Below are 22,030 nucleotides of genomic sequence, written 5' to 3' on the forward strand. Positions count from 1 at the left end.
ACACAATCAAGGTCGGTACCGAGGTGTCGGGCCAAGTCACCAAAGTCTACGTCGATTTCAATTCGCCGGTTAAGGCAGGCCAAGTCCTCGCCGAGATCGACTCAACCCGCGTGCGTGCGCGCGTGCAACAGTCTGAAGCGCAAGTCGCACTTGCCCGCGCCGGTTTGCAGCAAACGGTTGCGAATGTCGCCCGTGCGCGGTCTGAGCTTGAGATACAGGAACGTGATTTTGCGCGGCAACGTGCGCTCGCCGAACGCGGCTTTGTTTCAAAGGCAGGCCTCGACATCGCGCAAAGCAAGCTTAACAGCGCGCGCAACGCCTTGCAGGTTGCACTGGCGCAAACGCAAAGCGGCAATGCACAGATCAGCCAAGGCACGGCGGAGCTGTCCTCAGCACGGCTCGATCTGAACCGCACCGTTATTGTCGCCCCTGCCAGTGGCGTTATCATCAATAAACTTGTTGAACCCGGCACCACCGTCGCTGCCAGTTTCCAGACCCCGAACCTGTTCGAAATCGCGGCCGACACCACCAAGATGCAGGTTGAGGCATCGGTTGACGAAGCAGACATCGGCCAGATTATCGAAGGCCAAGATGTAACCTTCACCGTCGACAGTTACCCCAATGATATATTCCGCGCCAAAGTCCGGCAGGTCCGCAAAGCGCCGGTGGAAACGCAAAATGTGGTCAGCTACCTCGTCATCATCGACGTGGACAATACAGATGGAAAATTGCTGCCCGGAATGACCGCGAATGTAGAAATCATCACTGGCGCAAAGGCGAATGTGTTACGCGTGCCAACCAACGCGCTTCGCTTCCGTCCCAAATTGGCCGACCGGGGCGAACCGAAAGAAGAAAAGCCAGGCGCGCCTGCAAAAAAGGAAACACCCCAGCCGACATTGTATCTGGCGGGAAGCGATCTGTATCGACCGGTCCGGAAACAGGTCCAAATCGGCCTACAAGGTGACGATTATACGGAAGTGACTTCGGGCATCAAAGCGGGAGACAAAGTTCTCATCCGGACAAAATCCCTGAAGCCGAAGGTCCAAACCGACGACAATGCGGACGAAGATGACAGCGCCGCTTCTTGAAACGCATGATCTGGTAAAAGATTATGTGATCGGCGGCGAGGTTCTGCACGCCGTCAACGGCGTTTCGCTGAGCATAAAACGTGGCGAGTTCGTTGCGATTATGGGTGCCAGCGGCTCGGGCAAATCGACGTTCATGAATATGATCGGTTGTCTGGATGTCCCAACGTCCGGAACCTTGTTACTCGACGGTATTGATACCAAAACGCTCGACAGCGACGCATTGGCTGAAATTCGCAACCGCAAAATTGGCTTTGTGTTTCAACAGTTCAACCTGCTCGCCCGCACAAGCGCGCTGGACAATGTGGCGGTGCCGCTCATTTACGCGGGCCTTGGCTATACCGAACGCCGGGAACGTGCGCAGGCGAAGCTTGAGGCGATGGGACTTGGTAACCGTTTGCAGAACACCCCTGCCAAGCTGTCGGGTGGCCAGCAACAGCGCGTTGCCATTGCCCGCGCGCTCGTCACCGACCCCCTCATGCTGCTCGCTGACGAACCAACAGGCGCGCTGGATACCCAGACATCGCTCGATATCATGGGTATTTTCCAGAAACTCAACGACGAAGGCATCACGCTCATCGTCGTCACGCACGAACCGGACATTGCCGAATATGCCGAACGACGCATCGTCTTTCGCGACGGGCGCGTTATCGAAGACGCTGCGGTCAAATCGCGTCGCCGTGCGGCCGCCGGATGAATAAGCTGCTGAACTCGATTGCTGGCTGGGGCGTCAATATTGCAATTGCGATGACGGCGCTGCGCACCAATCTGATGCGCTCAATCCTCACCACGCTTGGCGTGATGATTGGTGTGTTCTCCGTCATCTTGGCGGTCGCGGTGGGCAATGGCGCACAGGTTTCCGTAACGCAGCAGATCGCGACATTAGGTTCAAATATGGCCATCGTCGTGCCGCAGCCCGACAGCGGCAGCGGCCCGCCGCGCTCCACAGACCGCGGCCGCTTAACCGAGCGCGACGGCCGCGCTATTTTACGTCAGGTATCGGGCGTGAGCGCTGTCGCACCCCAAATCCGCAGCAGCGTCCAACTGGTCACGCCGGGCCGCAGCGCCACCACACAAGCGACTGGCGCCACACCTGAATATGGCATTGTGTCCAACGTCACCGCGTCCGAAGGCCGTTTCCTCACCGATGGCGATGTCGGTGCGGCTGCACGTGTTGTTGTGATCGGACAGACGGTAGCTGACAAGCTGTTCGCAGATGCAAATCCTGTGGGCGAAACCGTGCGCATCAATCGCGTTCCATTTAAGGTCATCGGTTTGCTCGAGAGCAAGGGCAGCAATCTGGGTAATGACAATGACGACCAAATTGTCGTGCCCATCACGACGTTGCGCCAGCGGCTGCAGACGACCGCGATGCAGGGGCCGGACGATGTGACGCTGCTGTTCGTCGGTTTCGAGGATGAAGATTCACTGCTCACGGGGCAGCAGGACATCAAACGCATGTTACGCGACCGCTACCGCGTACCCAAAGGAAGAATTAGTCCGTTCACTGTGCGCACAACAACGGAAATCGCCGAGACGACCGGTCAAGTGACGCAAATTTTTCAGGCCGTTTTGGTCGCGATAGCATCCATATCGTTGCTGGTGGGCGGGATCGGTATCATGAACATCATGCTGGTCAGCGTTACCGAACGCACACGCGAAATCGGCCTTCGCATGGCATTGGGGGCAAAGCGCAGCGATATCCGTAACCAGTTCTTGGTTGAAGCCGCTGTGCTGTGCGTTATCGGCGGTGCTATCGGCCTAACCTTGGCGATCCTTGCTGCAGCCATTTTTCAGCAAGTGGCCGACTTTCCTGCCCCTGTCGGGCTGGACACGGCGTTGATGTCCGTCGCGTTTTCCGCAGTTATCGGCATCCTATTTGGCGGCTATCCCGCTATCCGGGCATCACGCCTCTCACCGATTGAAGCGTTGCGCAGCGAATAATCAGAATTTACCTGACAACGTCAATTGAAGCAGCGGATCGAGGGTGCGTTTCCGGTTCACGATCTGATCGAGCTCTCCCGACGCCCGCGTACCGGCATAAATAAACCGGTCACGATGGAAACCCGCCATGTCGGTCACTTGGAAACGCAGTGTCCCTAGGCTGAACTTGCTATATTCGATAAATAGCGTCGATCGCGTGCCCTCATGCTGGCGCCTGATCTCGTTAAAGAAATATGCGTAATTCGGTTCCTGCACACTGAAGGATGCGCCGTAGACAAGGCCAAGGTCGGCCATGTCATAACGAATATCCCATTGTTGGTGCCACAATGGACGGTGGGACATGCGACGGTGCAGACCCGTGACGGGATCAGTCACTTTGCTCCCGTGATAATGGCCAATATATTTGGCTTCGATGCCCGCGATTCCAATGGGCTGTGTCAGCCAATCCAGCGGTAATGTTATCTCCAACTCGGCATTCCATCGCTTGCTTTTGCCGATGTTCCCGGTGCCGTCAAATTGCGCAGTGATGGCTCCATTGCTGTCACGGACAGTGATGGGCACAAGATCTTCGGTGTCGTCGACCAACTGATAATCACCACGAAACTGAATGCTGCCGCGTTCCAGAAACTTGTGACGGATGAGACCCGAAAAAGTCGTTGTTTTTTCCGGCACAAGGTCTGCATTGCCAGCATCCACCTGATTGCCGACGGTCACATCGACCGACGTCGCAAACTCATTGAAGTTCAACTGCGCAACCTGACGCTCGGCGCGCAATTCCAAAGTGGTTTGCGGATTGATTGTCCACGTCGCAATGGCACGGGGCTTGATAAATTGAAAGCGCCGCTCCGCTATACTGTCGCCTGACAATGTCAGTTTGGAAAATTCTGCAATGGCGCCTGCTTCAACTTTCCAGGATGGACCAAGCGTCCATACGTCACTGACAAATGGTTCAAACCGCGTTTCTTGAACGAGGACATCTGATGCCGGGAAACTGGTCACCGCACCTGCGACCGAATTGGCGACGCTGAAACGTGCATCAAGGCGATTATAAGCGATCTCAGCGCCGAATTGGACTGCGTGCCTCCTCACCCCACTCCAGTCATTCTGGATGCGTACAACAGCCTCTGTGGGCGTGTTGCGGCTGCGCGTTTCAAACAAAGTCACCGGCTGCCCCATGCGGGCGATTTCGATGCTACTATAGGCGCTTTCGTGCCCTGATCGATAGAGCGCGACAATTTTGGTGTTCGTCTTCGGCACGGCGGAAAATTCAATGTCACCGCCGACTTCATAGCTTATGTCGCTAACGGGGCCGCCGCGCAGTAACAGCTCATCAGCGGTGTCCACGCCGGAGCCATTGAAATAATCCGCCTCCCGAATGTCGAAACTGTCATCCCAACGCACTTGGCCGTTAAGGTTCACCTTGCTGTCGCCCAATTTGGTTTTGATGGCGCCACCAAGGGCCGCTTGGTCATGGCCGCCTTTGCCATTGTAAAAGCGCCGTTCCAGCAAGACAGCCGAACCCGTCTTAAAATCTTCGGGGCCAAATCCGTAGACCCGTTCAGAATAAGATGACAGGTTCAGTTCATAGCTTGTTTCGCCCCGCCGCAGCGTTGCCGACGCGTTCAATGATGGCTGGAACCCATAGCGGGTTCCAGCGATGATCGTCCCTTCATAGGTGCCGCTGACCTTTGCAGTCCGCTTACGGACGATATTTATGACTTGCCCTTGCCCCTGCGCTTCGGTGTCCGCGCCGGCCTGCTCTGACAACGCAATATATTCGACCTGACTTGCCGGAATCCGGGACAGCATCGTCCACACGTCATCGGACTTTGTGGATGGCCGATCTCCATCGATCAGAACATTGCCGGCATTTTCGCCAAAGCCACGACGCCCTTCGCCTTCACTGATGGAAAATCCCGGGATGCGCTTCACCATGTCGAGCGCGGTGACGGGAGCGTAGGTGGTGAAAAAATCGGGTGGGAATTTCCGGCTACCGGCCCGAACGGAAGATGCCTCGGCATTTGCGCCGCTGTCATTGGCAACAGCTTGAGACGGTAAAGCCATCGCAGCCATAGCCGACGTCAACAGTGCCAGACGTAGTTCAAAAACGCGCATTAACCCTCCACGAGACCAGCGGGCATATTCCCCATCGGTCGATGCCGGTGCCTTAACGGACGGCTACGCTTGGGCGAAAGCTGCGTTCGACCAAAAAGCTTAGCAATCGACGAGATACAAAGTTTTGATGCAAATTGGCTGTTGGTCGACAGCCATTACCGGTTGGCAGACAAATACGCTTACCGCGCGCGATTCTTTTCCCGCTCAATCTGTTCGCTCAGGTCCGCTGCCTTTTTGCAAGCGCCTCGATCACCGTCGGCACAGCGTTTATTCTCCTTGGCACGTTTACGGCTGAGCTTACCAAGAGCTTCGTCGCGTTTACGCATTTCACGGCCGCGTTTTTCATCAGCTTCCGATTGACTGGTCGTCAAAACATCTAACGTCTTTGAAACGGCTTTCATCGGTGCGTTCGTAACATTGGACACGATCGAAGCAACGCATCCTTGGAGGAGCACACACAGCAAAGCACAAACAATCAAACGCATTTCGAACCCCCCAATATCTCGCGCAACAGGCCTATTTTAACAAATTGATAGCAATTGCGCGAACTTCGTCTGCCATATCAGCTCTTTGCAACGCTACAGCCAAGTTGGCTTCGATGTAACCTACTTTTGATCCGCAGTCATAACGATTTCCGTCAAATGTGACGGCATGGAAAGGTTGCTTGCCGAGCATCTGCGCCATGGCATCGGTCAACTGGATCTCGCCACCAGCGCCTTTTTCTTGGCCTTCCAAAATATGCATCACTTCGGGCTGAAGGATGTAACGCCCCGAAACGATCAGGTTCGATGGCGCGTCCTCAACCTTTGGCTTTTCAACCAGGCCAAGCACCTCCGTAATCGCGCCGCGCGCCTCGCCGGGGGCAATAACGCCATAGCTGGATACAGCATGGCGCGGCACTTCAAGCACGCTGATAACATTGCCGCCAATGTTCTGATACGCGTCGACCATCTGCTTCATACATCCCGGCGAGCCATGCATAAATTCATCGGGAAGGAATATGGCGAAGGGCTCGTCACCAATGATGTCGCGCGCGCACCAGATGGCGTGCCCAAGTCCCAGTGGTTCCTGTTGCCGAACATACACGCAGTTGCCGGGTGTCAGGCGTGAGCTCGCCAACACCGATGTGTCTTTGCCACGCGCCGCCATTGTGTGCTCAAGTTCGAACGCAATATCGAAATGGTCTTCAATGGCGCTCTTACAACGCCCCGTCACGAATATCATCTGCTCGATACCCGCTTCACGCGCCTCATCAACCGCATATTGGATGAGCGGACTGTCGACTATCGGCAGCATTTCTTTCGGAATGGCCTTCGTCGCTGGCAAAAAGCGGGTGCCGAGACCCGCGACGGGGAATATAGCTTTTCGAACAGGTTTATATGTCATGACCTATACTTAACGCGCCAATCTGCATTGTCTATGCGGAGTGAGCCAGCCGTTCGGCAAATCCCTTTTTCAGCTTCGCTAGCTTGGGCGGAATGACAGCCAGGCAATATGCGTTACGCTGGCCTTCACCTTCCCAATATTCCTGATGATAATCTTCGGCTGGATACCAAGTCGCAGGCCCTTCAATCGAAGTGACTATAGGCGCTGGCCAGTCCGCCGCAGCTTTCGCAATGCCGGCTTCAGCGGCGGCACGTTGGTCATCATTCAACGGGAAAATTGCCGAGCGATATTGCGTTCCGATGTCATTCCCCTGACGGTTTAATTGCGTCGGATCGTGCGTCGCAAAAAATATCTCCAGCAAATCGGCGTAGCTGATGACTTCGGCGTCAAAGGCAATGCGGATGGCTTCGGCATGCCCCGTTTGACCGCCGCAAACCTCTTTATATGTGGGATCAACCGTCGTCCCACCAATATATCCGCTTTGTACGCTGTGCACCCCACCCAACTGGCCAAAAACAGCCTCCGTGCACCAGAAACAACCGCCGGCGAAAATCGCTTCATCATGTGACATGTGCTTATCCTTGAACTTGAATGGAATCTGGTGCCTTCGCGACATCCCCGCGGACGACCAGCAAATACATGGCGGGCGTGACGATACGTGATAGCACAGTCGAAGAAATCAACCCCCCGATCAATACGATCGCCAGTGGCCCGTAAAGGCTACCGCCAAAAAGTGCGAGCGGCATAAGCCCGCCAATGGCCGTTACCGATGTCAGCAACACCGGAAGGAACCGCACCTCTCCCGCCTTTTCAATCGCCTCACGCAGGGCATAGCCGCTGGCGCGCAATTGGCTGGTGAAATCGACCAGCAGGATCGAGTTTTTAATTTCAATCCCGATGAGCGCTATAAAGCCAATCACGGCCAAGAATGAAAGGTTGTTGCCAGTAACAAGAAGCGCGATGAGGCCACCGAATGTGCCCAACGGGATAACGCCCGCGACAACCAATGCCTCTTTGAACCGGCCAAATTCGGCCACCAGAATGGCAAAGATGCTAAATAGGGCAACGATGACGACCGGGCCAAAACCGGCGAATGTTTCGTTGATTTTTTCCGCCTCACCGCCGACCGCAATGCTGTATCCCGGCTTAAGGGGAATGGCGTCCATCTTCTTCTGCGCGTCCAGGTTCACCTTTGAAATGACCGCACCGTCGGACACCTGCGCCGTGACGCTGACATTACGTTGCAGATTATAGCGGTAGATTGCAGCCGGTGTGGATTCCAACGTCGGATTGGAAATTTCCGCCAACGAAACGGCCTGCCCGCTTCGGTTGGACACATAGATCGATTCCAGCGCCGATATGGGCTGGGTATCGGTAAGCGGGTGCCGCACGATGATGGGATAGCTGTCGCCCTCTTCGTCCCTGAATGTGCCGGCACGTTCACCGCTGATGGCCAGTCGGACCGCGCGGCGTGCGGCGCCTGCGGGTACCTCCAGCAGAGCCGCTTTTGCGTCATCGACCCGGATATCAAGGTCAATGCGGTCAAAAGCGACTGGATTGTTAATGTCTCGTGCCCCCGGCGTTTCGCGCAGCACCAATTCCATTTTGGCAGCGATACGCTTGAGCTCGTCTTGGTCGGGCCCATATACCCTAAATTCCACAGGCGCGTTTATCGGCGCTCCGTTTTGGAACAATACCAGCTTGATACGCGCGCCGGATATCTCGTCGAATTTCTTACGCAGCCGATCGACCATTGCGCGGGATTTGGATCCCTCCCAATTGTCCATGATAGCCAATACTTCGCCATGGGTTGGGTTTTCGCCGCGTTGGAAAACATTGTAAAAGACAGGTGGATTATATGCGCCAACATTTTCGGCCCGGACTTTAATCGCGGGCTCGGTCTTCAAAATCGCCGAAACTTGCCGAACGATGCGGCCGGTCTCTGCAATGCTCGCGCCTTGTTCCGCTTCCACCGTGACGCGGAAATAGGATGTGTCCGCATTTGGAAACAGGCTGAAACCGAGCAATGGGATGAAGAGAAATGCCGCGCAGGTGACCGCAAGGGCGCCCCACACCGAACGCCGCGGTCTATCCAGCGCCCAATGCAGCATCGGGTGATAAAATCTGTCGATCTTTAGCATCAGCCACTGAAGTAACGGATTGCCGCCTTCATGATCATCGCGCTTCAAGATACGACTGGCAAGGAACGGTACAATTGTAAGCGATACGAGCATCGAGGCGGTAATCGTCGACACAATTGTCGCGATAAAGCTCTGGGTGAATTTGCCCGCCCCCTCCGGCAAAAAGAACAGCGGAAGGAAGGCAAACACCAAAACACCCGTTGATCCCAAGACGGCCATGGTGATTTCTTTGGTACCATCGATGGCCGCTTGGTTCCGGCCTTTGCCCATCCGAAGATGCCGGGCGATGTTTTCGACAACGACAATCGAGTCATCCACCAACAAGCCAAGCGTCAGAATAAAACCCGCGACCACAAGCTGGCTAAGGTTAAATCCATATGCCGAAATCGCCAGCAATCCCGAAGCAACCGACAGCGGAATCGATATCATCACAATCACCGACGCGCGCCAGCCCAATGGCAGCAACGTGATCAGCACCAAAAACAACGCAAGGGTAAAGTCGCGCGCAAGTTCCTGAAGACGCTTGCGAATATCCCGGCTTTGATCAAATTCAACAACAGCCTTTATATCGGGCGGAAGCAGCTTCTTTTGAATCTCAAGCTCTTGGATTAACCGGTTACGAAGCTTGGTCGCGTCTGTGCCCTGTTTTTGGTTGGCCGTAATGAATACCCCGCGTTGGCCATTGTGACTGACCTTTACGCGCTGTTCCGCCGATCCCATTTTAATGTCTGCAACATCGTCGACGCGCAATAAGGTTCCATCATTGGTCCGGATGGGCAAATTGCGTATGCGATCAAGGTCGCGAAACGCGCCCCCTGCTTCGATGTTAAAACGGCGTGCGCCACTGGTGACGGCGCCTGCTGGAACATCAGCCCCGGCCAGACGGATTGCGTCAACCACGGCGCTTGCGGGAATACGAAGCTCAGCCAAACGTCCCGAGTTGATGGCGACGCTTATTTCGGGTTGAGGCAGCCCATAAATTTCGGACTGCCGGACTTCTTTGTAACGCCCAAGTGCTTCGCTGATATCCCGCGCATATTTTTCCATGCGGTACCAACTGGCCGTCTCGCTCAGCAACGCGATTTGCAAAATGGATGAATTCGTCGTTCGAATTTTCTCGAACTGCAGCTTTTGCAGATCAGCCGGAAGTTGGCTGCGGATGGCCGTCACTTCACGGACGGTATCGTTGAAATATTGGTCAGGGTCGCCTGACCAGTCGAATTCCACCCGAATGACGGCGTTGCCATCGCTGCTCGTCGAATTCACGCTTTGAACGTCTTCCAGACCCTGAACCAGCTCTTCGATTGGCTTGGTAATCGTCTGCTCTATTTCCTCTGCGTCAGCCCCTGGCTGCACAGCGACGATGGACACGATGGGCATCGAAAAATGCGGATCAACCGCGCGCGGCACCTGTTGGAATGCGGAGAATCCAAGCGCGCACAGCAGCGTAAAAAGGACTAAGGTTAATTGCCACCGGCGGATGGCGATTTCGGCGATATGCATGTGTTAAGGCTGCGTCGCAATAATGCGGACAGGCGACCCCGTTCGCAGTTTTTCCAACCCCGACGTCACGATCTTGTCACCTGGCTTTATGCCACCCGATACAGTAACGAATGTGTCAGAGACACGTTCAATCGCGACATTGCGCGTTTCGACGCGATTGTTTTTTGCGACAACATAGACAAGGCCTTCTCCGGTGCGGACACCGAACAATGCGGTAGCTGGAATCTGCAGCAGGTCGCCGCTTTCCATGGCAGGCAGCTTAATATTGGCCGTTCCAATTTGCCCCGAACGCAAGTTTGCGCGCGAGGGTAACCGGAATTGCACGGTGAACGCGCCCGTTGCCTCATTCGCGCGTCCATCGATTTCCGAAATGGTGGCCGAAACAGGCCCGTCGCCCGCGGAATCGATCATGATGTCCGCCGTCATGCCCACGCGCAATTTTGACGCGTCACGGTCGACGATGGGCACGCGAAAGACAAAGCCTTCATCGGCTTCACCCAAAATAAGCGCTGGCATACCTGCGGCGATAACTTGTCCTGGTTGGACGTTGCGCTGCAGGACGACGCCGCTTGATGGCGCATAAAGCTGCGCTGTGCTGCGCGCAAAGCCAGCCTGCCGGACGCGGGCATCGGCGGCTTTTACCGCAGCGTCCGCCGCTTCGAAACGCGCTTTGGTTATCCAACCATCGGCATATAGCGAACGCACGCGATCAAACTCGGCGCGCGCACGGTCTCGTTCAGCGACCGACACGCTTACGTCAGCGCCAACAATCGTGGAATCCAACGCCGACAATAATGCGCCGCGCTTTACAAAATCACCTTCTTCAAAGCGAACAACGGCCACTTTTCCAGGGGTGGTGAAGCCAAGCGGCGTTTCGCGCCGATACCGCACCGTTCCCACCGCGCTAATTTCACGCTGAAGGCTTTCCTTTTCCACGGTGAACACGCGTACAACCTGTGCTGTTTCGACCGCAGCTTTTTTGCTGTCCGATGCCTCACCACAGCCGGCAAGTGCAACGATCGGCAAAAGCCCAATCAAAAATCTCTTCGATGTAAGCAATTTGCTCTCCCCTGCACTGCTATACATCACTCGATAGGCGAGAGCGCGCTGGGATGAAATAGCATTTTGATATGCAACTTATTTTTCTAGTTCGACGGGCTCAACAGGATGCCTACAGCGCATTTCACAGGATAGATGCCCGTTGCAGCCGGTCGTTAATCGCGACGCCAATCCCTTCGTGCGGTATCGGCGCGACCGATATGGATAATGCGGCGCTCGCATCGGCCCTGTGTAGCGCGTCAAATAAATTGGCTGCGGCCTGTGCTAGGTCTCCTGACGCGGACAAATTATCATTGCCCTCAACTGCCCCGAACCCGATATGCCACTCGCCCGGCTCTGGTTGGATCGCGTTTAAGCGCACAGCCTTTGACGGTGCATAATGGCTCGCCAATTGCCCGGGCGCTTCAATATTATCGCCGGACGCCGTCAAGGGGCTCGTCCCCAGAACGCGCTCAATCTGCGCCGCGGTGACTGGTCCCGGCCTCAAAATCTGCCAACCATGCTCGCGCACCGCAACAATCGTGGATTCGAGTCCTGCAGCACAAGGCCCCCCATCCAAGATCATCGGAACCGCACCGCCAAGCCCCGCAAGCACATGTTCGGCACGGGTCGGGCTTATGCCCCCGCTTTTATTGGCGGACGGTGCAGCAATGTTCAGGCCGGTTTTTTTAAGCAGCGCCTGCATGACGGGATGGGCGGGGCAGCGTAATGCAATGGTCGGCAACCCGGCAGTGACGGCACCAGCAATGTCGGCGTCAGGCCGCAGAGGTAGCACCAGCGTCAGCGGCCCCGGCCAAAATGCCTGTGCCAGTTGATGTGCCATCGGGCTGAAATCAGCCAAGTTTTCGGCGGCGGATTGATCGGCAACATGCACAATCAACGGATTAAAGTCCGGACGCCCCTTTGCCGCATATATCTTGGCAACCGCATCGGCATTGCTCGCATCCGCCGCGAGGCCATAGACCGTCTCAGTGGGAATCGCGACGATTTGACCCGACCGCAAAAGCTCCATCGCCGCCGTTATTGCGGCGTCATCAGCGGGCAGTACCCAGCCATTCCCCAAGGTATTTGAGCCAAACATCATTCGCGGCTATAGGCCTTGGTCGACACGATTTAACAGGATTTTTTATTGATCATGGCCTTTTCTGCACCCGTTACTGAACAAGCATTTGTCCTGAAGCATATCGTAGGTATCGAAGCCTTGTCGCAACATGACCGCTTCGCCGATGCCACCCCCGATATGGTGCAAGCAATTGTTGAAGGCATTGGCGCCTTTGCCGAGGACGAATTTGCGCCACTCAACCGGATCGGCGACACCGTTGGTGCGCGTTTGAAAGATGGCAAAGTCGTCATGCCCGAAGGTTTTGTAGCCGCATACAAAGCCTATGTCGCCAATGGCTGGGGCTCGATAAACGCACCGTCGGCGTTCGGTGGCCAGGGCCTACCATTTTCGATGGCGACCGTTGCGCTGGATTCCTTGGGCGCTGCGAACATGGCATTTGCCTTGTGCCCGATCTTGTCGGTTGGCGCGATCGAAGCCATCAACCATCATGGGTCAGACCGGCAAAAACAACTGTTCCTGCCCAAACTATCAATCGGCGAATGGTCAGGCACGATGAACCTAACAGAGCCACAGGCAGGTTCCGATGTCGGCGCACTTAAATCGACCGCGACACCGCGCGGCGATGGCACCTACCAAATCAAAGGCACCAAAATATATATCAGCTTTGGTGATCATGATATGGCCGAAAACATCGTCCATCTCGTGCTGGCCCGCACGCCGGATGGCCCCGCTGGAACCAAGGGTATCTCGCTGTTTCTGGTCCCGAAATATCAGGTTGCCGAAGATGGCAGCTTCAGCAAAGCGAATGATATCAAGGTCGTATCGATCGAACATAAGATGGGCATTAATGCCTCCCCAACATGCGTTCTCGCGTTTGGCGAAGAGGGTGAATGCGTTGGCGAACTGATCGGCCCTGAATTCGGCGGCATGCGTGCGATGTTCACGATGATGAATAACGCGCGGCTAAATGTAGGCTTGCAAGGCGTTCAAATTGCCGAAGCCGCAACGCAGAAAGCTATCTGGTTTGCCCGTGAACGGGTTCAATCGGCCAAAGCAAGCGGACCCTCGCGCGAGTCCGTTGCGATTGTCGAGCATCCCGATGTCCGCCGCATGCTGCTGCGTATGAAAGCGGGCACGCAAGCAATACGCGCCTTGCTCTATCTGGCCTCCGGCTATGTTGACCGCGCCACGCTGGGCGAAGCTGGAGCGCAGGAGATGGTTGATCTGCTGACCCCTCTGGCCAAGACCTACGGCACCGACATGGGCAGCGAGATCGCCTCTCTGGGTATTCAGGTACATGGCGGGATGGGCTTTGTTGAGGAAACCGGCGCAGCCCAATTTTATCGCGATATCCGTATTGCCGCGATTTACGAAGGAACCAACGGCATTCAGGCCGCCGATCTTGTGGGGCGTAAACTCGCGATGCAAGGGAGCGATGTCATTCGGAATCATCTCGCGGCCATTTCCCAAGACGCCAGCGACCAGCCGGGTCTTTCGGCATTGAGCGCGGCCTGCACTGAAGTGACCGAATATATGTTGAACGCAAGCGTGGATGACCGTCTCGCAGGCAGTTACGCCTACACCAACATGATGTCCATCGTGACCGCAGGGTGGATGATGCTGAAGCAGTTGCGGGCGGCACAAACAGAAATTGACGCCGGAGATACAAGTCCGTTCTTGAAGGCGAAGATTGTCGCCTGCCGTTATTATCTGGACGTCATGGTTCCCGAAGCCTTTGCGTTCAAAGGCAGCGCGATGGCCGGTGCCGACTTGCTCTACGCATTGGATGCTGAGGATTTGGCGGCTTGAACGACCACACGCTCAAACGCATTGCTGAGGCGCTGGAGCGGCTATCACCGCCGCCAGCACCACCGACGGACCTATCGTCCCATCCGGCCTATCATTGGAACGGCACGGCATTGGCGCCGGTACATGATTTTAAGCCACTGCCACTTGACCTTATCGTTGGTATCGACCGGCAAAAAGCCGACCTGATCGAAAACAGCAGGCGGCATGCTTCGGGCGCTGCAGCGCATGATGTCCTTTTGTGGGGTGCGCGCGGCATGGGGAAATCTGCCCTCGTCAAATCGGTGGTCGCGGCGTTGCAAGAAGAAGGCTTTTTCATCGCGCTTGTCGAGGCGGCGGCGAACCAAATCACCAGCATGCCTGCATTATTCGACGAGCTTGCCGCATCAGGCCGCCGATATCTATTGTTCGTGGACGATATCTCTTTCGAGCCCAATGACCAAAGCGCACGCCTGTTGCGGTCGCTGCTGGAAGGCGGCGTTGAAGCCCGCCCGAACAATGTCCGCTTGTGCGTGACGTCCAACCGCCGGAACATCGTCGAAAGAGAAAATGGGACGGATCCGGATACGGGCGGACGCGATGCCATCGATGATAGCCTGGCGCTGGCGGACCGGTTTGGCCTTAAGCTCGGTTTTCAATATCCCGATCAGGATGCCTATTTAAAAATGGTTGGCAGCTACGCGGCGCATTTCGACCTCGATTGGGACGAGGCCGATGCCTTAAGTTTCGCGCAAAGCCGTGGCGGCCGGTCGGGCCGCATAGCATGGCATTACACAATAGAACTTGCCGGCCGCGCGGGACGACGGATCTAGGTCCTGCCCCTAGCTTTTCGCCCGAACCCGCCAAACAATATTGCCGACATCGTCGCTGACCAAAAGCGAACCGTCCTTTGCGATCACAACCATCGTTGGCCGTCCCTGCGCTTTGCCGTCTTTGTCCAGGAACCCAGTCAAAATGTTGACCGGCTTTCCTACGGGCTCGCCTTTTGGAAAGGGCACGAAGATGACATCATAACCAGACACAGGCTTGCGGTTCCAAGAGCCATGACGCGCAACAAACGCGCCATCGGTCAGTCCAGCGCCCAATTTACCCTTATAGCCAAAAGCAAGGCCCAAGGGGGCCGTGTGCGCACCCAAGGCGTAGTCAGGGCGGCGTTCATATTCCCGCTTTTCCGGTTTCGGTGGTGAAACGCGGTGATCGGTAAAGCCGCCCCAATAATGCTGCGGCCAACCATAATCGGCACCAAATTCCACAAGGGCAAGATAATCGGGCACCATATCCGAACCAAGCATGTCGCGTTCGTTGACCACCGTCCACAGGCGTCCGCGGTTATCCCAATCGAGGCCAACAGGGTTACGCAAACCGATCGCATATGGAATTTTCTTGTCCTTCGCGATGTCATATTCGAACACCATCGCGCGGCCATTTTCGGATTCTATCCCATGTTCAGCAATGTTGCTGTTTGACCCGACCGAAATGTAAATCTTCTTTCCATCGGGCGATGCAGCAAGGTTGCGCGTCCAATGGTTGTTTGGTGCCTTGGCATTCAACTTTGTAAGCTCTTTGCCCTTCGCAGTAATATTGGTGTCGCCTGTCTTGTATGGAAAGGCCATCAATCCATCGGTGTTCGCAACATACAAAGTGTCGCCGATCAGCACCATGCCAAATGGCGAGTTCAGGCCAGTCAGGAACGGTGTTTTCAACTCCGCCTTGCCATCTCCATCGGCGTCGCGCAGCAATGTGATGCGGTTGGCAGACGGCACACCCGCGCCAGCCTTGTCCATAAGCCATTTCATGACGAACCCCTCAATACCGCCAACGTCTCGCGGCGGCGAATTTGCTTCAGCGACGAGAACATCACCATTGGGCAAGACATACATGTTGCGGGGATGGTCCAGGCTTTCTGCAAAGCGCTCGACAATCAGACCCGGCGCAGCCGTTGGTGCTTCGCCGGCTTTCCAGCGGTCAACCTCGGCAACCTTAATGGTCGGGAAAATCTGTTCGCGGCCCTCAGTGATATTGGGCTTAGGCCCGGTCACTGCATCCAACGGCAATTGCGCAAAGTCAGGGCGCGTAATGTACCATACGCCAGCAAGCGCCAACGCAATGAATATCAACATAATGTTGCGAACATGCTTCCACATTTTTCTGACCCTTATGTGCTTCGTTTACGATCAAACAACCATATCGCCACCGCGATCATGCTGCCGACAGCCATACCGATAACTAATCCGGCGGACGGTTGATCCCATGCCACACCTAAAATAGCGCCGATTAATAAACCGAGAGCGACGAAAATGCCGCCAGCAAGGCGGGGCTGATTGTTTTGTGTTTCAGACATAATCGCTCTTTGCCACCAAGTGCCGCAGCCTAGCAAGCCCGATGTTCATGCTTAATTTGCGCTAACCAATTGCTTTGACGGAAACGCGACACGCAATTTGTAATAAGGCGTTGCAGATGGGCCAATCCTCCCAGGCCTGTCTGCGCCCCAAAACAACCATCGAAAGCCACTGTCTGTATGTATCTGCCGCTCTACGTCGAACCGCGGGACGTCGCTGAAGCCACGACGTTAATGGACACATTCGGTCCCAAAGCTGGCATCGAAGCCGCCGAACGCGCGATAAAGAGCCGTAATGTTGGCAATCATCTGCATTACTGCCGCTGGCGCCAGATCGAACGCCTCATCATCATGCTGAGCGCGCGTACAACTTTGGGGACCATTCACTGACGGTGAAAGTCAGCTATCGTCCTCAAGCGACAGCAACGATGCGTTACCACCCGCGCTTGTTGTATCGACAGATGTCGTCCGTTCAGCGCAGAAGCGGTACAAATAATGCGGTCCGCCGGCTTTGGGACCAGTGCCTGATAAGCCTTCACCGCCAAATGGCTGGCTGCCCACCACGGCGCCAATCATCGACCGGTTGATGTACAGATTGCCTACGCGGGCAAGGTTTTCGACCAATGCACTGCTGCCCGCAATCCGGCTGTGCAGCCCCATCGTCAGACCAAATCCCTTGGCATTCACCCGCGCGACTGTCGCCTCCAGCTCTCCAGCCTTCCATGTTGCAACATGCACCAATGGGCCAAACCATTCGCGGTTCAGATCGTCCAGATTGTCCAGACGGATAACGGTTGGCGGCACAAACAGGCCTTGCGCTGGAACGTCTATCTCATGAACTATTCTGTCCTTCACCTCGGCACGATAGGCCATCAGCTTGTCATAAGAATCCCGATCAATGACAGGTCCGATGTCGGTCGAGGGATCAGCGGGATCGCCAACGTTCAACGTGTCCATCGCGCCGCGCAGCATCTCAAGCGTATGTTCTGCGATATCTTCCTGCAGAAGCAATAACCGCAACGCCGAACAACGCTGGCCCGCCGATTGAAAGCCAGAGATGATGATATCGCGAACGACTTGCTCGGACAAAGCCGTGGAATCGACGATCATGGCGTTCAAGCCACCCGTTTCGGCAATTAGCGGCACCAATGGTCGCGCATCATCAGCGAGCAAATTGCGCGCAATGGCCTTTGCCGTGGGAACGGACCCAGTAAACACCACGCCAGAAATGCGGACATCGGCGGTCAGGGCCGCGCCAACGTCGCCACCGCCGGTAACAATCTGCAGCACATCTTCGGGAACGCCGGCTTCATGTGCCAGCGCCACTGCGAATTGCCCAATGGCGGGTGTTTGCGGGGCAGGCTTCGCGACCACGGTGTTGCCTGTGACCAATGCTGCCGCCACTTGTCCCAAAAATATCGCTAGCGGGAAATTCCATGGTGCGATGGCGACCCAGACACCCCTGCCTTCGTGCCGCAGAACATTTCGTTCGCCCGTCGGGCCGGGCAATTCCACCGCGCACAAATCGGCACGTGCGCGCGCAGCATAATAACGGCAAAAATCAATCGCCTCGCGCACTTCGGAGAGCGCGTCGGGGATCGTCTTGCGCGCCTCTTGCACCAAAACAGCCATTAAACGGCTGCGGTTTGTCTCAAGCAGGTCGGCCAGTCGTTCCAGACAGTCCGCGCGTTCGTCCAATGGGATATTTGACCATTCCGGATAGGCGGCAAGCGCCGCCGTGACAGCACCTTCTGGTGAAGCTGTTGTCTGGTTGCCCAATGGTACCGGGCGCGCGATGTCCGCTGCAGTTTCTTGCAAAATCACCGCATCATCAAGGTCAATGCCAAGGCTATTCGTCCGTTCTGGCTGAAACAGATCCGCAGGCGCAGCGATCGCTGGGTGCCCTGTGCCGCCAACCGCCATGATTTTCTCTACCGGATCGGCGAGCAGTTCATCCTCACTGATGGATTGATCCGCCAGTTGGTGGACGAAACTGCTGTTTGCGCCATTTTCCAGCAGTCTGCGGACCAGATAGGCGAGCAAGTCGCGATGTCCGCCTACCGGCGCGTAGGTGCGGCATTGATAGCCCTCTTCGCGCACAAGACGCTCAAACAGTCCCTCGCCCATTCCATGCAGGCGTTGAAATTCGAAATCGCGATTGTTCCCCGCCCATTGCAAAATCGTCGCGACGGTAAGCGCGTTATGCGTTGCAAATGCCGGGCGAATTTTGGCGGCTTCAAACATATCTTTGGCGCACGCAAGGTAGGACACATCGGTTGCGGGCTTGCGGGTAAACAATGGGAAGTCGGTTAGTCCGCGTTCCTGCGCATGTTTGATCTCGCTGTCCCAATAGGCACCTTTGACGAGGCGCACTTGCATGATGCGTGATGTGTCATTGCCCAATGCATTGGCCCATGCGATGACGGGGCGGGCGCGTTTGGAATAGGCTTGCACCGCCATGCCTAAGCCATCCCAGCCGCGCAGTGCACGATCACGGGCGACGCGCTCAATAATATCTAAGCTCATTTCCAGTCGCGCGGCTTCTTCGGCATCAATGGTGAGCTGCACGCCAAGCGAGGCAGCAGAACGCGCCAATTGCGTGATCATATCGGCCAATTCTGGAACGCATGTTGCACTCTGCGCGGTTTCGTATCGCGGGTGCAGCGCCGACAGCTTTACAGATACGCTATGCCCGCGCGCCGCATTGCGACCGACGGCTGCGATGGCCGCCGCGTAGGATTCGAAATATCGTTCTGCGTCATTTTTGGTTCGCGCAGCTTCCCCAAGCATATCGAAACTGGCGGTGAAGCCACGGTTGTCTTTTGATTCCATCCGCTTGATGGCTTCGTCAATATCGCGGCCCATCACGAAGACTTGGCCCATGAGCCGCATCGCCGCGCCAACGGCCTGACGCACAAATGGCTCGCCTGCCTTTGCAATCAGGCGCTTCAACGTGCTTGTGCTGTCACCCAGAACGGCTTTGCCGAGGACAAGCCCCCAAGTTGCGCTGTTCACCAGCAAGCTCGATGACTGCCCCTTATGATTGCCCCATTCCGCTTCGGTCAGCTTGTCGGCAATCAACAGATCAGCCGTCTGGGGATCGGGCACACGCAAAAACGCCTCCGCAAGCGAAAGGAGCGCCGTGCCCTCCTCCGTTCCGAGACGATATTCCTGCAGGAACTGGTTCACCCACCCATCGGCTTGCACCTGGCGCAAATCGGCCAGCAGGGTCCGCGCGGTGCGTACAACTTCGGCGCGCGCGGTGCCATCGACAGCAGCGGCGACCACCAATGGCGCGAGCACTTCTGGTTCAGACCTGCGATGAAAGGGCCGGATGGCGGTTCGTGCGGATTCGAGTGATGAAGTCATTGCGGCGCTTTGCCGGATAAAGCGCAGGCAGACAAGTTTCAGTTGAAACGAAAAAGCCAGCCCTCGGGTGAAGGCTGGCGCATTGGATTCAGGCTCATAGCTGACATTGGGTTCCGCCCGGATGTGAATGAGGTTCAGGGATCACATCCGGACGAAAGGCTGAGATTTTAACGGTAGCGGCGGCAATTGCTGTCCGACTTGTCGATTGCACGGCCAGCCAAGGCCCCGACGGCTGCACCAATGATGCTGCCTTCGGTTTTGTTACCACGACGGGAGATTTCGTTCCCAAGCAGACCGCCTGCAACTGCACCGATGAGGGTGCCGCCCGTACCCTTGTCGCAACGCGCATCGCCGCGGTAGGCATTGTTGCGATAATAGCGGTCACCACGACGATATTCGCGACGGTCATCGCGGTCATAACGGTCACCGCGGCTGTAATAGCCATCATCATTGCCATGGCGGGCCAAAGCTGGTGTGGCGGAAAATCCGGTTACGGCCGTAGCTGCAAGTACCAGCGCACCGATGCTTTTTTTCAAATTTCTCACGTTCGATACTCCGTTGGTTTCAGGTTCGGCCCGCATTGGGCAATTCGGCGATTTGCTTTGCCAATAATTGCCTTATGAACATGCGCGATTGACCGAATGCTGAATGTGTCTGTTATCACTCGTTCATATTCAGCCCTTAATGATGAACGCGCTTGGGAGTTTTATGCCACCGAAGATTAAGCGTCTTGCGCTGGGCATCGGACTCGCATGTGTCGCTGTCGGCGGCGTCCGGACGATTTATCCAAGTGACAGCCAAGATATCACGCTCAAGCCCCTAACGCTCAATCCGGACAATCCGGCAATGCGCAAGGTGGGGGAACTGGAGTTTATAGCGGCATGGGAACTGCGCAGCCGGAATGACGACTTCGGCGGAATTTCCGCGCTTACGGCACTCAAGGATGGCCGTTTCGTTGGCATAGGCGATGCAGGCACGATAATTGGATTTGGACTTACAAATCATGCCAGCACAAATCGGCCGTTTATCGCGCCGCTCCCTAACTTAAACGGACCAGAGACCAACTATAAGGATCGCGACAGCGAAGGCATTGCCTATGACCCCGACAGCGATCAGTTTTGGGTAAGCTTTGAGGCGCATCACGCCATTCGGCGCTATTCCGGTTCCTTTGCGCATTCTACTGGCATTGTGCGCCCAGCGGCCATGCAGAACTGGCCAAAGAATAAAGGCGCAGAAAGCCTGATCCGGCTTAAGGACGGCCAGTTCATCATTATCGCCGAAAGCGTAGACGACGGGACGCACCCTGCCCTCCTGTTTTCCGGCGACCCAGTTGAGCGGGGTAGCAACATCACCCAGTTCCGCTTTCGTCCGCCCACGGGCTATCGCGTCACGGACGGCGCGGAGTTACCCGACGGACGAATCGCATTGGTCAATCGTTCGATTGGATTTCCGCAGGGCTTTTCCGCGAAAGTATCGCTGTTCAACCCAAATGACATCGGCACAAGCGCGGTCGCAGCGGGAACGGTAATCGCTTCACTGGCTTCTCCGTTGTTGGTCGACAATCTGGAAGGCATTGCGGTCACAACCGAGGGGCCGCGGGTTTACCTTTGGCTTATTTCCGACAATAATTTCAGCATTTTTCAACGGACGATATTGATGAAGTTCCGGCTGCCCTCTGCCCCGGACAAGAAAAAACCGGAGGCAGTTTCTGCCCCCGGCTTTGATTCGCTTTAGCTAAAGGCTGCAAACGCAGCCGCCAGGCTTACGCCGCAGCTTTTTGCTTCTTGGCGATTTCTTTTTTCACCTTGCGCGCGTTTGTCGAGAGCTTCTCGTCCGAAGTCTTCAACAACCAGTTGTCGAGACCGCCAACATGCTCAACCGAACGCAGACCGTGGGTCGAAACGCGGAACTTGTAGCCCTGCTCAAGGGCATCCGACAACAAAGTGACATTCTGCAGGTTAGGCAGGAATGTACGCTTGGTTTTGTTGTTGGCGTGGCTCACATTGTTGCCGACCAGACGGCCTTTACCGGTGAGTTCGCAGATGCGCGCCATGATGTATGTCCTGTATAAAAAAGTGTATGCGGAATCACTGTCCCGCGAAAGTCGCTGCCCCTAACGCTCCACACCGAAAAGGTCAAGCCGATGTGTGGTCAAAAGCAGTAATCTACGCTAGCAAAATAACATGCCCTTGTCCAAAGCCCGCGAAATGATGAACGAAGC

At 55.9% G+C, this 22,030-nt stretch carries 19 protein-coding genes; 7 read left to right on the forward strand and 12 right to left on the reverse strand.

Going from position 1 to position 22,030, the window contains the following annotated elements:
- The 3 genes from ACILQA_RS02955 to ACILQA_RS02965 all read left to right on the forward strand — a co-directional run.
- The coding region (locus tag ACILQA_RS02955) for an efflux RND transporter periplasmic adaptor subunit (RefSeq protein WP_395628343.1) at nt 1-1,088 on the forward strand (1,088 nt) is incomplete at its 5' end.
- Complete coding sequence (locus tag ACILQA_RS02960) at nt 1,069-1,782, forward strand: ABC transporter ATP-binding protein (RefSeq protein ID WP_395628344.1); 714 nt, start codon at nt 1,069-1,071, stop codon at nt 1,780-1,782. The genes ACILQA_RS02955 and ACILQA_RS02960, both read left to right, overlap by 20 nt.
- Nucleotides 1,779-3,029 (forward strand): ABC transporter permease, encoded by a 1,251-nt coding sequence (locus tag ACILQA_RS02965; protein WP_395628345.1) that lies wholly within the window; start codon nt 1,779-1,781, stop codon nt 3,027-3,029. The genes ACILQA_RS02960 and ACILQA_RS02965 overlap by 4 nt, the downstream gene beginning before the upstream one ends.
- On the opposite strand, the gene ACILQA_RS02970 is transcribed toward ACILQA_RS02965, so the two are convergent.
- From ACILQA_RS02970 to ACILQA_RS03000, 7 genes are all read right to left on the reverse strand, one after another.
- Nucleotides 3,030-5,144: an outer membrane beta-barrel protein gene (locus tag ACILQA_RS02970; RefSeq protein ID WP_395628346.1), complete on the reverse strand. Its 2,115-nt coding sequence runs from the start codon at nt 5,142-5,144 to the stop codon at nt 3,030-3,032.
- 179 nt (nt 5,145-5,323) lie between these two features.
- Nucleotides 5,324-5,629, reverse strand: a complete 306-nt coding sequence (locus ACILQA_RS02975) for a hypothetical protein (RefSeq protein ID WP_395628347.1) — start codon at nt 5,627-5,629, stop codon at nt 5,324-5,326.
- 31 nt (nt 5,630-5,660) lie between these two features.
- Entirely contained in the window at nt 5,661-6,530 is an 870-nt protein-coding gene (gene galU, locus ACILQA_RS02980) for a UTP--glucose-1-phosphate uridylyltransferase GalU (protein ID WP_395628348.1), read from the reverse strand.
- Nucleotides 6,531-6,561: 31 nt separating this feature from the next.
- Nucleotides 6,562-7,101, reverse strand: coding sequence for a peptide-methionine (S)-S-oxide reductase MsrA (msrA, locus tag ACILQA_RS02985; RefSeq protein WP_395628349.1), 540 nt, complete (start codon nt 7,099-7,101; stop codon nt 6,562-6,564).
- Nucleotides 7,102-7,105: 4 nt separating this feature from the next.
- Nucleotides 7,106-10,174 (reverse strand): efflux RND transporter permease subunit, encoded by a 3,069-nt coding sequence (locus tag ACILQA_RS02990; RefSeq protein WP_395628350.1) that lies wholly within the window; start codon nt 10,172-10,174, stop codon nt 7,106-7,108.
- A gap of 3 nt (nt 10,175-10,177) precedes the next feature.
- A complete protein-coding gene (locus ACILQA_RS02995) occupies nt 10,178-11,260 on the reverse strand; it encodes an efflux RND transporter periplasmic adaptor subunit (RefSeq protein ID WP_395628351.1) in 1,083 nt (360 codons plus the stop codon).
- A gap of 97 nt (nt 11,261-11,357) precedes the next feature.
- On the reverse strand, nt 11,358-12,317 hold the full coding sequence (locus ACILQA_RS03000; protein WP_395628352.1) for an L-threonylcarbamoyladenylate synthase: 960 nt from the start codon (nt 12,315-12,317) through the stop codon (nt 11,358-11,360).
- A gap of 51 nt (nt 12,318-12,368) precedes the next feature.
- On the opposite strand from ACILQA_RS03000, the gene ACILQA_RS03005 reads away from it, so the two are divergent.
- Nucleotides 12,369-14,105, forward strand: coding sequence for an acyl-CoA dehydrogenase (locus tag ACILQA_RS03005; RefSeq protein WP_395628353.1), 1,737 nt, complete (start codon nt 12,369-12,371; stop codon nt 14,103-14,105).
- A complete protein-coding gene (locus ACILQA_RS03010) occupies nt 14,102-14,914 on the forward strand; it encodes an ATP-binding protein (RefSeq protein ID WP_395628354.1) in 813 nt (270 codons plus the stop codon). The genes ACILQA_RS03005 and ACILQA_RS03010 overlap by 4 nt, the downstream gene beginning before the upstream one ends.
- 9 nt (nt 14,915-14,923) lie before the next feature.
- On the opposite strand, the gene ACILQA_RS03015 is transcribed toward ACILQA_RS03010, so the two are convergent.
- Together ACILQA_RS03015 and ACILQA_RS03020 are read right to left on the reverse strand one after the other, a co-directional pair.
- Nucleotides 14,924-16,246: a PQQ-dependent sugar dehydrogenase gene (locus ACILQA_RS03015; protein WP_395628355.1), complete on the reverse strand. Its 1,323-nt coding sequence runs from the start codon at nt 16,244-16,246 to the stop codon at nt 14,924-14,926.
- Nucleotides 16,247-16,257: 11 nt separating this feature from the next.
- Nucleotides 16,258-16,443, reverse strand: coding sequence for a hypothetical protein (locus ACILQA_RS03020; RefSeq protein ID WP_395628356.1), 186 nt, complete (start codon nt 16,441-16,443; stop codon nt 16,258-16,260).
- Nucleotides 16,444-16,620: 177 nt separating this feature from the next.
- Between ACILQA_RS03020 and ACILQA_RS03025 the strand changes: the two genes are divergently transcribed.
- Nucleotides 16,621-16,830: a hypothetical protein gene (locus ACILQA_RS03025; protein ID WP_395628357.1), complete on the forward strand. Its 210-nt coding sequence runs from the start codon at nt 16,621-16,623 to the stop codon at nt 16,828-16,830.
- Between the two features lie 9 nt (nt 16,831-16,839).
- Here ACILQA_RS03025 and ACILQA_RS03030 read toward each other — a convergent pair whose 3' ends face one another.
- Entirely contained in the window at nt 16,840-19,809 is a 2,970-nt protein-coding gene (locus ACILQA_RS03030) for an L-glutamate gamma-semialdehyde dehydrogenase (RefSeq protein ID WP_395628358.1), read from the reverse strand.
- A 167-nt stretch (nt 19,810-19,976) separates the two neighbouring features.
- Complete coding sequence (locus ACILQA_RS03035) at nt 19,977-20,354, reverse strand: glycine zipper 2TM domain-containing protein (RefSeq protein ID WP_395628359.1); 378 nt, start codon at nt 20,352-20,354, stop codon at nt 19,977-19,979.
- A gap of 163 nt (nt 20,355-20,517) precedes the next feature.
- Here ACILQA_RS03035 and ACILQA_RS03040 point away from each other — a divergent pair, with 163 nt between their 5' ends.
- Nucleotides 20,518-21,543, forward strand: a complete 1,026-nt coding sequence (locus tag ACILQA_RS03040) for an esterase-like activity of phytase family protein (protein ID WP_395628360.1) — start codon at nt 20,518-20,520, stop codon at nt 21,541-21,543.
- 28 nt (nt 21,544-21,571) lie between these two features.
- Here the strand turns inward: ACILQA_RS03040 and rpmB are convergent, their stop codons facing one another.
- Nucleotides 21,572-21,862 carry a 50S ribosomal protein L28 gene (gene rpmB, locus ACILQA_RS03045; protein WP_125230549.1) on the reverse strand — a complete coding sequence of 97 codons (291 nt, stop codon included), beginning with the start codon at nt 21,860-21,862 and terminating at the stop codon, nt 21,572-21,574.
- Nucleotides 21,863-22,030 lie beyond the last annotated feature (168 nt).

Origin of the sequence: Sphingorhabdus sp. (assembly GCF_044239005.1) — a bacterium.
In the GTDB taxonomy this organism is placed as follows: domain Bacteria; phylum Pseudomonadota; class Alphaproteobacteria; order Sphingomonadales; family Sphingomonadaceae; genus Sphingorhabdus_B.